At 60.3% G+C, this 9,244-nt stretch carries 7 protein-coding genes; 6 read left to right on the forward strand and 1 reads right to left on the reverse strand.

Going from position 1 to position 9,244, the window contains the following annotated elements:
* Window positions 1–10: 10 nt before the first annotated feature.
* Window positions 11–1,273, forward strand: a complete 1,263-nt coding sequence (clpX, locus tag HMPREF2681_RS05995) for an ATP-dependent Clp protease ATP-binding subunit ClpX (RefSeq protein WP_049190865.1) — start codon at window positions 11–13, stop codon at window positions 1,271–1,273.
* 64 nt (window positions 1,274–1,337) lie between these two features.
* Here the strand turns inward: clpX and HMPREF2681_RS06000 are convergent, their stop codons facing one another.
* Entirely contained in the window at window positions 1,338–2,123 is a 786-nt protein-coding gene (locus HMPREF2681_RS06000; RefSeq protein ID WP_049190863.1) for a TetR/AcrR family transcriptional regulator, read from the reverse strand.
* Between the two features lie 230 nt (window positions 2,124–2,353).
* Here HMPREF2681_RS06000 and HMPREF2681_RS06005 point away from each other — a divergent pair, with 230 nt between their 5' ends.
* The 5 genes from HMPREF2681_RS06005 (at window position 2,354) to ndk (ending at window position 9,008) form a co-directional block, all read left to right on the forward strand.
* Window positions 2,354–3,337 carry a malate dehydrogenase gene (locus HMPREF2681_RS06005; RefSeq protein ID WP_070546411.1) on the forward strand — a complete coding sequence of 328 codons (984 nt, stop codon included), beginning with the start codon at window positions 2,354–2,356 and terminating at the stop codon, window positions 3,335–3,337.
* A gap of 213 nt (window positions 3,338–3,550) precedes the next feature.
* Complete coding sequence (locus HMPREF2681_RS06010; protein WP_049170997.1) at window positions 3,551–6,286, forward strand: valine--tRNA ligase; 2,736 nt, start codon at window positions 3,551–3,553, stop codon at window positions 6,284–6,286.
* 209 nt (window positions 6,287–6,495) lie between these two features.
* Window positions 6,496–8,001 (forward strand): bifunctional tetrahydrofolate synthase/dihydrofolate synthase, encoded by a 1,506-nt coding sequence (locus tag HMPREF2681_RS06015; protein ID WP_224784299.1) that lies wholly within the window; start codon window positions 6,496–6,498, stop codon window positions 7,999–8,001.
* Window positions 7,998–8,513 (forward strand): DUF4233 domain-containing protein, encoded by a 516-nt coding sequence (locus HMPREF2681_RS06020; RefSeq protein ID WP_049190860.1) that lies wholly within the window; start codon window positions 7,998–8,000, stop codon window positions 8,511–8,513. Before HMPREF2681_RS06015 ends, HMPREF2681_RS06020 begins: the two co-directional genes overlap by 4 nt.
* 84 nt (window positions 8,514–8,597) lie before the next feature.
* Entirely contained in the window at window positions 8,598–9,008 is a 411-nt protein-coding gene (gene ndk, locus HMPREF2681_RS06025) for a nucleoside-diphosphate kinase (RefSeq protein ID WP_038629458.1), read from the forward strand.
* Window positions 9,009–9,244: the final 236 nt, after the last annotated feature.

The raw sequence follows: 9,244 nt of genomic DNA on the forward strand, positions 1-9,244 counted from the left end.
CGGGAGCCTCATGGCGCGTATGCAAGAAAGTGCGGATTTGCTGAAGTGCTCTTTCTGTGGAAAGAGTCAGAAGCAGGTCAAGAAGCTGATTGCCGGACCTGGTGTGTACATCTGTAATGAGTGCATCGAGCTCTGCAACGAGATCATCGAAGAGGAGCTCAACACCGGCGGCGAGGCAACTGGCAACGACGACCGCCTGCCGCGGCCGATGGAAATTCGCGACTTCCTCGATGAGTACGTCATCGGCCAGGACATGGCTAAGCGCACCCTAGCGGTAGCGGTCTACAACCACTACAAGCGCCTTCGTGCTGCGGAGACCAAGTCGGACAACGACGTCGAGCTGCAGAAGTCGAACATCCTCTTGCTGGGGCCGACTGGCTGCGGCAAGACTTACCTCGCGCAGACACTGGCTCGCAAGCTGGATGTGCCGTTCGCGATTGCTGACGCCACCAGCCTGACCGAGGCCGGCTATGTCGGTGAGGACGTGGAGAACATCCTGCTGAAGCTGCTGCAGGCGACTGATTTCGACGTCGAGAAGGCACAGCGCGGCATCATTTACGTCGATGAGATTGACAAGATTTCGCGCAAGTCCGAGAACACTTCCATCACTCGCGATGTCTCCGGTGAAGGTGTGCAGCAGGCGCTGCTGAAGATTCTCGAGGGAACCGTAGCCGCCGTGCCCCCGCAGGGTGGGCGCAAGCTGCCGAACCAGGAGTTCATTCAGTTCGACACCTCCAACGTCCTGTTCATCGTCGCCGGTGCGTTTGCCGGTCTGGAAAAGGTCGTTCAGGAGCGCGTCGGCAAGAAGGGCCTGGGCTTCGGCGCAGATGTCACCTCGGCTAACGACGAGGACATGAAGGATCCATTCCGCGACGTGCTGCCGGAGGACCTCGTTCGATTCGGCCTGATCCCTGAGTTCATTGGTCGCCTGCCCGTCATCGCATCGGTCACCAACCTCGATGAGGACGCGCTGGTTCGCGTACTCACCGAGCCCAAGAACTCCCTGGTCCGCCAATACCAGCACCTGTTCGACATGGATGGTGTGCGCCTCACCATCGACGACGAGGCACTGCGCGCCATTGCTGCCAAGGCGATTAGCCGCAATACCGGCGCCCGTGGTCTGCGCGGCATCATGGAAGAAATCTTGGTTCCCGTGATGTTCGACGTACCAGAGCGTGACGACGTTGCGGAGGTCATTGTCCACAAGGAATGCATCACGGACGGTGCAGCGCCAGAACTCGTTGAACGCAGCGCGGACAAGAAGACTGCGTAAAGGTAGCTGAAAACCCGGTTAGAGCGCGCCTGCTCTAACCGGGTTTTGATGTCTGTGTGGAGCCCTAGTCGTCCATGCCGTAGATGTCGCGGTAATCCGGGGCATCATCAGCAGCCAAGTCCTGAGTCTCTGGGTTGGGCTGATCGCCATAGACCTCTGCGCCAAGCGCGGACGAGTTCGCGCCATGGGAGGCCAGCAAGGAAGTGTACGAGCTTCCCGGTTCGTTGCGAGGCGAGGATGTCAACAGGCTGGTCACGGTGTCCTGTGCGAACTCACGCAGCTTGTCCGACAGCACCGTCGACTGCATTTCAATGCCGTAGAGGTTTTCAAAAGTCCGTTGGTGCAGGGTGGGGAAGGTGGCCAGTGAGAGCACGAGAATATAAAGATCAAGTGCGGAAATGTCAGTGCGGAATGCACCGTAATCGCGGCCGAGCAACAAGATGCGGTCAAACTCCAAAACAATTGGGCTCTGACCACCAAGCCCAGTCACGCCTTCTAGCGGCAGGACCGGATGTAGGTTTTCCTGGATGATGAACCGCACGGCGAGCGGGTTCGCCGAGAAGTAGTCATAGATAACACCGACCACATGCTGCAGGGCTTCCACCGGCACATTGGAGTGCGGGCGCAGGTCGTCGTCGTCAGGCCTTACGGTCTCCAGCACATGTGCCCACGTCGCCCTGTAGAGTCCCAACTTGTCACCACAGTGGTAGTGAAGCATGCGCTTGGAGACACCAGAGGCGGCAGCAATGGCATCCAAACGGGCATCTGCATACCCCTTTGCGGTGAATTCTTGAAGTGCTGCCACCAAGACTGCATGGGGGATTGCATCAGAGGAGCCTGGAGACTTCATGAAAATCCTTTGCTTGGACTAGAGAGAGACTAAGGGGTTTTGGCTATCTAACGGGGGTGAAATTGGTCAGTCGCGGACTTCTTTCTAGTGAAATGAGTACACGACCGTAAGTCATGCCTAATGCTATCCGTTTTTCAGAAATGGCCTGAGCGCATCGCCCCCGTCTGCGCCAATTCTGTAGTCGCATTAGAGTGGGCAGCGAATTGATTCTCTCTCGAGAAAGGCCTGAAGTGAACAAGACTCCCGTAAAGGTTGCAGTTACCGGCGCCGCCGGACAGATCGCTTACTCCCTGCTCTTCCGCATTGCCAGCGGTTCGGTTTTCGGCCCTGAGACCCCGGTTGAGTTGAACCTGCTGGAGATCACTCCGGCGCTGCACGCCACCGAAGGCGTCGCCATGGAGCTGTTTGACTCCGCCTTCCCGCTTCTGACTGGCATCAACATCACCGATGATCCGGCAAAGGCATTCGACGGTGCCAACGCCGCCTTCCTGGTCGGTGCAAAGCCGCGCGGCAAGGGCGAGGAGCGCTCCGCACTGCTGGGCGCCAACGGCAAGATCTTCGGCCCGCAGGGTGCTGCACTGAATGATCACGCAGCAGACGACATCAAGGTTCTGGTTGTCGGCAACCCGGCCAACACCAACACCATGATTGCCGCATCCCACGCTAAGGACATCCCGGCAGAGCGCTTCACCGCCATGATGCGCCTGGACCACAACCGTTCCCTGTCTCAGCTGTCGGAAAAGATTGGTGTTCCGACCACTGAGATCAAGAACATGATTGTCTGGGGTAACCACTCCGCAGACCAGTTCCCGGACATCACCTACGCCACCATTGCAGGCGAGAAGGTCTCCGACAAGGTGGACGCTGCGTGGGTCGAGCAGGACTTCATTCCGCGTGTCGCCAAGCGTGGCGCAGAAATCATCGAGGTCCGTGGTTCCTCCTCCGCAGCTTCCGCTGCCGCAGCCGCAGTTGACCACATGCGTGACTGGGGCACGGGTACCCCAGAGGGCGAGTGGGTCTCTGTCGCCCTTCCGTCCGATGGCTCCTACGGCATCGACGAGGGCCTGGTCGCTGGTGTTCCGTGCTACGCCAAGGACGGCGAGTGGGTTCGCGTTGAGGGCCTGGATCTCTCCGAGGTTCAGCGCGCTGGCATCGAGCGCAACGTCAAGGCACTGCGCGAAGAGCGCGAGGCTGTTAAGGACCTGCTGGTCTAAGAGCTGTTCAACGGCCGTTTAGAGGCGCTCTCTTGTGATGATTTCACAAGAGAGCGCTTTTATTTTGCGCGGTAATCGCGGTTTGGCTCGGAGCGGGAGAAAGGCTTGAATTAGGCGGTGTATAAGTCGCTGATGGCAGATATGGGTGGGGCGCAAGGGCCGTCGTAAAGCCCCTGGAAAACCAAATCCGGGCAAGGCGCTAAGATGTGACGCGTGACTGAGAACAACGTGGACCTAAACAGAGCAGATAAGTTGCCCAAGTCGTGGAACCCGGCTGACGTGGAGTCGGACCTGTACCAGGGCTGGGTAGACGCTGGCTATTTCGAGGCTGATCCGTCTAGCTCCAAGCCGGCTTACTCTATTGTGCTGCCCCCGCCGAATGTGACGGGTCAGCTGCACATGGGCCACGCACTGGACCACACTTTGATGGATGCGCTGGTGCGCCGTAAGCGCATGCAGGGCTACGAGGTGCTGTGGCTGCCGGGTATGGACCACGCGGGTATCGCAACGCAGACCAAGGTCGAGGCGATGCTGAAGGAGTCCGAAGGTAAGGACCGCTTCGATTACGGCCGCGAGGAATTCGTGGAGAAGGTCTGGGAGTGGAAGCACGATTACGGCGGACGTATCGGCAACCAGATGCGCCAGATTGGTGACTCCCTGGATTGGTCACGTGAGCGCTTCACTCTGGACGAGGGCCTGTCCCGTGCGGTTCAGACGATTTTTAAGGAACTGTTTGACCGCGGCCTGATTTACCGCGCCAAGCGCATGGTCAACTGGTCGCCAGTGCTGCAGACTGCAATCTCGGATATTGAGGTCAAGTACGAGGACGCTGAAGGCGAGCTCGTGTCTTTCCGCTACGGCGATGGGGAGGACTCCATTGTTGTGGCGACGACTCGTGTGGAGACGATGCTGGGTGACGTGGCAATTGCCGTGCACCCGGAGGATGAGCGCTACACGCACCTGGTGGGCAAGGTTCTGGACCACCCGTTCCGCGAGGACCTGAAGATTCAGGTCATCGCCGATGACTACGTGGACCGCGAGTTCGGTACCGGCGCGGTGAAGATCACGCCGGCGCACGATCCGAATGACTTCGCTATGGGCCAGCGCCACGACCTGGATATGCCGGAGGTCATCGACACCACTGGCCGTATCTTCAACACTGGCACGCGTTTCGACGGCATGGATCGTGCAGAGGCCCGTACTGCGCTGACGGAGGCGCTGCGTGAGCAGGGACGCATTGTCAAGGAGATTCGCCCGTATGTTCACTCGGTTGGTCACTCGGAGCGCTCGGGTGAGCCGATTGAGCCGCTGCTGAGCTTGCAGTGGTTCGTTAAGGTCGATGAGCTGGCCAAGATGTCCGGCGATGCTGTTCGCGAGGGCGACACGGTTATTCACCCGGCTTCGCAGGAGCCGCGCTGGTTCGACTGGGTCGATGACATGCACGACTGGTGTATTTCCCGTCAGCTGTGGTGGGGCCACCGCATCCCGATCTGGTACGGCCCGAATGGCGAGGTCGTCTGTGTCGGCCCGGATGATGAGGTCCCGACGGGCGACGGCTGGACGCAGGATCCGGATGTGCTGGATACCTGGTTCTCCTCTGCGCTGTGGCCGTTTTCCACGATGGGTTGGCCGGACGCCACCCCAGAGCTGGAGAAGTTCTACCCGACATCCGTGCTGGTCACCGGCTACGACATTCTGTTCTTCTGGGTCGCGCGCATGATGATGTTCTCGACCTTTGCTGCCACCCTGCCTGATTCACCGCTGGGCAAGGGTCGCGACGGTCGTCCGCAGGTGCCGTTCAAGGATGTCTTCCTGCACGGTCTGGTCCGCGATGAGCAGGGTCGCAAGATGTCGAAGTCTCTCGGCAACGGCATTGACCCGCTGGACTGGGTGCGTGATTACGGTGCGGACGCACTTCGCTTCACGCTGGCTCGTGGCGCTAACCCGGGCTCTGACCTGCCGGTCGGTAACGACGCCGCACAGAGCTCCCGTAACTTCGCTACCAAGCTGTTCAACGCCACCCGCTTTGCACTGATGAACGGTGCCCACGTGGGCGAGCTGCCGGACCGTGACCAGCTCACCGACACCGACCGCTGGATCTTGGACCGCCTGGAACAGGTCCGCGCCGAAGTCGACTCTGCGCTGGATAAGTACGAGTTCTCCAAGGCCAACGAGGCCCTCTACCACTTCGCATGGGACGAGGTCTGTGACTGGTACCTGGAGATGACCAAGGTTGACTTCCCACGCCTGAATGACGGCGAGACCATGACCGAGGAGCAGGCCGCCCGAGCCGCCTCCACTCGTCTGGTTCTAGGCCGCGTGCTGGATACGCTACTGCGTCTGCTACACCCGTCCATGCCGTTCGTCACGGAGACGCTGTGGAAGGCGCTTACCGACGGCGCGGAGGGCTTCGAGGACTCTCTGGTTATTTCCGCCTGGCCGGATGCAACCATGACCACCGACGGCGCTGCTGTTGATGAGGTTGCCGCACGTCGTATTGCCGATGCCCAGAAGTTGGTCACCGAGCTGCGTCGTTTCCGCAATGACCAGGGTGTGAAGCCGTCGCAGCGCGTGCCGGCACGCATGAACCTGGCGGATGCTGATCTGACTGCTCAGGAAGAGATGATTCGTTCGCTGGCTCGTGCTGAGGCACCGGAGGACGGCTTCACCGCTACCGCTTCCATTGAGGTGCGCCTGTCTCAGGCCACGGTCCTGATCGAGCTGGATACCTCCGGCACCGTCGACGTGGCCGCTGAACGCAAGCGCCTGGAAAAAGACCTGGCCAAGGCCGAGAAGGAACTGGCCGGCACCGAAAAGAAGCTCGGCAACGAGGCCTTCTTGTCCAAGGCTCCGGAGCAGGTCGTGGAGAAGATCAAGACTCGCCACCAGTTCGCACTGGAGGAAATTGACCGCATTAAGGCTCGTTTGGAGGGACTTCCGCAGGCATGACCGAACCACGGGATGCTGAACCACGTGATGAGGCCGCAGGCGAGATTCGTTTGAATCTTGGCGGCGAGGACGATTCGGTGACGCAGGAAGAGTCTGCGGTGCGAGAGGAGTCCACTGCAGCGCCTGAGTTTGAATTCGATCCGGCTGACTCTCAGATCGTCGAGGACCTTGAACCTCGCGAAATCGCCGGTGTGATGGCCGATGGCCGCATGCCCGATGACATGCGCCTCGGTGAGGTCTCCGTGTCCGAGGAGGGCCTGAGCCTGCCCGTCGATGTGGATCGCCCAGTCAACGAGCCGGCTCCGCTGGAGGCCACCGCAGAGGAACTGCGCGAGCTCGCAGAGGTGGAAGCCGAGCTGGATCAGCGCTGGCCGGAGACCAAGATTGACCCGTCGCTCGAGCGGATCGAGATGCTGATGGACATCCTTGGCCATCCTGAGCGTGCCACTCCGGTCATTCACGTTGCCGGCACGAATGGCAAGACTTCCACTGTGCGCATGATTGAGTCGCTGGTGCGCGCTCTCGGTCGTCGCACCGGCCGCACCACCAGTCCGCATCTGCAGCTGGTTACCGAGCGCATCGCCATCGATGGCCAGCCCATTCATCCACGCGATTACGTGCGCATCTGGCGCGAGATTCAGCCCTACGTGGAAATGGTTGACGCCAAGTCCGCCGAAAAGGGCGGCCCGCAGATGAGTAAGTTCGAGGTCCTCACGGCCATGGCCTACGCTGCCTTCGCCGACGCTCCTGTCGATGTCGCCGTGGTGGAAGTCGGCATGGGTGGCACATGGGATGCGACCAACGTGGTGGAGGCCGACGTGGCAGTCATCTGCCCAATTGGTCTCGATCACACGGAGTACCTCGGCGATACCCTGGTTGAAATCGCTGCTGAGAAGGCCGGCATCATCAAGTCGCGGTGGAATAAGGACGACTTGCTCACGCCACCGGACAATGTCGCCATTGTCGGCGAGCAAGAGCCGGAAGCAATGGACGTCGTTTTGCGACGTGCCGTGGAAATGGACGCCTCCGTCGCCCGCGCCGGAGTTGAGTACGGCGTCGTCAGTCATCAGCTGGCGGTCGGCGGGCAGAACCTGACGCTCAAGGGCCTGGCCGGCGAGTATGACGATATCCATCTGCCGCTGCACGGTCCGCATCAGGCGCGTAACGCAGCCACAGCACTGGCTGCGGTGGAGGCGTTCTTCGGCGCAGGTCCGGGGCGTCCGCTCAACATTGATGCGGTTCGCGAAGGCTTTGCGACGGTCGCATCGCCCGGCCGTCTGGAGCGCGTGCGCTCGACCCCGACGGTGTTTATCGATGCCGCCCACAATCCGCACGGTGCCCGTGCGCTACGCACGGCCCTCTCCGCTGAGTTCGACTTCCGCCGTGTGATTGGTGTGCTGTCGGTGCTGGGGGAGAAGGATGCTCGTGGGCTGCTGGTGGAGCTGGAGCCTTACTTCGAAGAAGTGGTTATTACCCAGAACACATCGCCGCGTGCGCTGCACTACGACGACCTGGCTGACCTCGCGGAGGAGATTTTCGGCGAGGAGCGCGTGCATCGCGTACCGACTCTGCCGTCCGCCGTTGAGCTAGCTGTAGCGCTGGCTGAGGAAACCGACACCGGAGACGGTATTGTCTCTGGTTCCGGTGTGATCGTCACTGGATCTGTTGTCACTGCGGGCGAAGCCCGGACACTATTTGGAAAGGACCCGCAATGAGCGAATCTCAGGCGAGCCAGCCACAGGGCAATGGCGCGGAGGATTACACCGCTGCCGACCGCGAGGCCCTGCGCGCCTACCGCGAGGGGCGTGACCTGAGTGAGGGCGGCAAGTATGGCCCGCTCGGTGCGGGACACGATCCGGCTAAGGACCCGCTGAAGGGTCTGCGCGGTGTTATGTCCGGCACGCTGATTATGCAGGCTATTTCGGTGCTGCTTGGTCTGACTGTGGTCACGCGCATTCCCGACGGCCAGATTAACCAGACCTTCTCGGTTACGTACATCACCATCCTGGGCTTGGCTCTGATTGCGATGGCCTTCCTGCAGAAGCAGCCTTGGGCACTGAAGGCGAACATTGTGCTGCAGGTCTTTGGTGTGCTGGCTATCTTCACGCACGTGTCTATGGGCGTGGTGGGTATTTTCTTCGCCCTGGTGTGGGCCTACATTCTGCATCTGCGGAAGAACCTCCTCCAGCGTATGGAGCGCGGTCTGTTGACCACCCAGCACTCGTAAGTCTCCCGCGCTCGTAGTCGCGACTTTCACCCCGCTGCACCACCACTCCGGTGCAGCGGGGTTTGTCATAGTATGATGCTCACCATGACTGAACGTACTCTTATTCTGATCAAGCCGGACGGCGTTTCCCGCGGTCTGGTCGGCGAAGTTATCTCCCGCATCGAGCGCAAGGGCCTGAAGCTGGTCGCGCTTGACCTCCGTGTTGCTGACGAGGCAACTGCGAAGGAGCACTACGCAGAGCACGTCGATAAGCCGTTCTTTGGTGAGCTGGTTGATTTCATCACCTCTGCACCGCTGGTCGCTGGTGTTATCGAGGGCCCGAACGCAATCGCTGCTTGGCGTCAGCTCGCTGGCGGCACTAACCCGGTTGAGGCCGCAACTCCGGGCTCCATCCGCGGTGACTTCGCACTTGAGGTTGCTAACAACGTTGTTCACGGTTCCGATTCCCCGGAGTCCGCTGAGCGCGAGATTGGTATTTGGTTCCCGAACCTCTAAACGTTGACGGTTCAGCATTGACCCGTGAGCGTTGAACTGGCGCCGAACTGAGCAAGCAATTGTTTGCCGGTTCGGCGCTTTTTGCTTGTCGACGACCGTGGGGCGGCCCTTCAGCGGGCTGCACGTGTGAATGCGGGCACGGGCTGCAAATGTGAAACTGTAGGAGTTTATGACACTTTCCGGCAATTTTTCAGGCCATTTCTGTCATAAACGCAGTCAGTAACTCGGATTGGCCC

It is taken from the genome of Corynebacterium sp. HMSC064H12 (assembly GCF_001809925.1).
In the GTDB taxonomy this organism is placed as follows: domain Bacteria; phylum Actinomycetota; class Actinomycetes; order Mycobacteriales; family Mycobacteriaceae; genus Corynebacterium; species Corynebacterium jeikeium_D.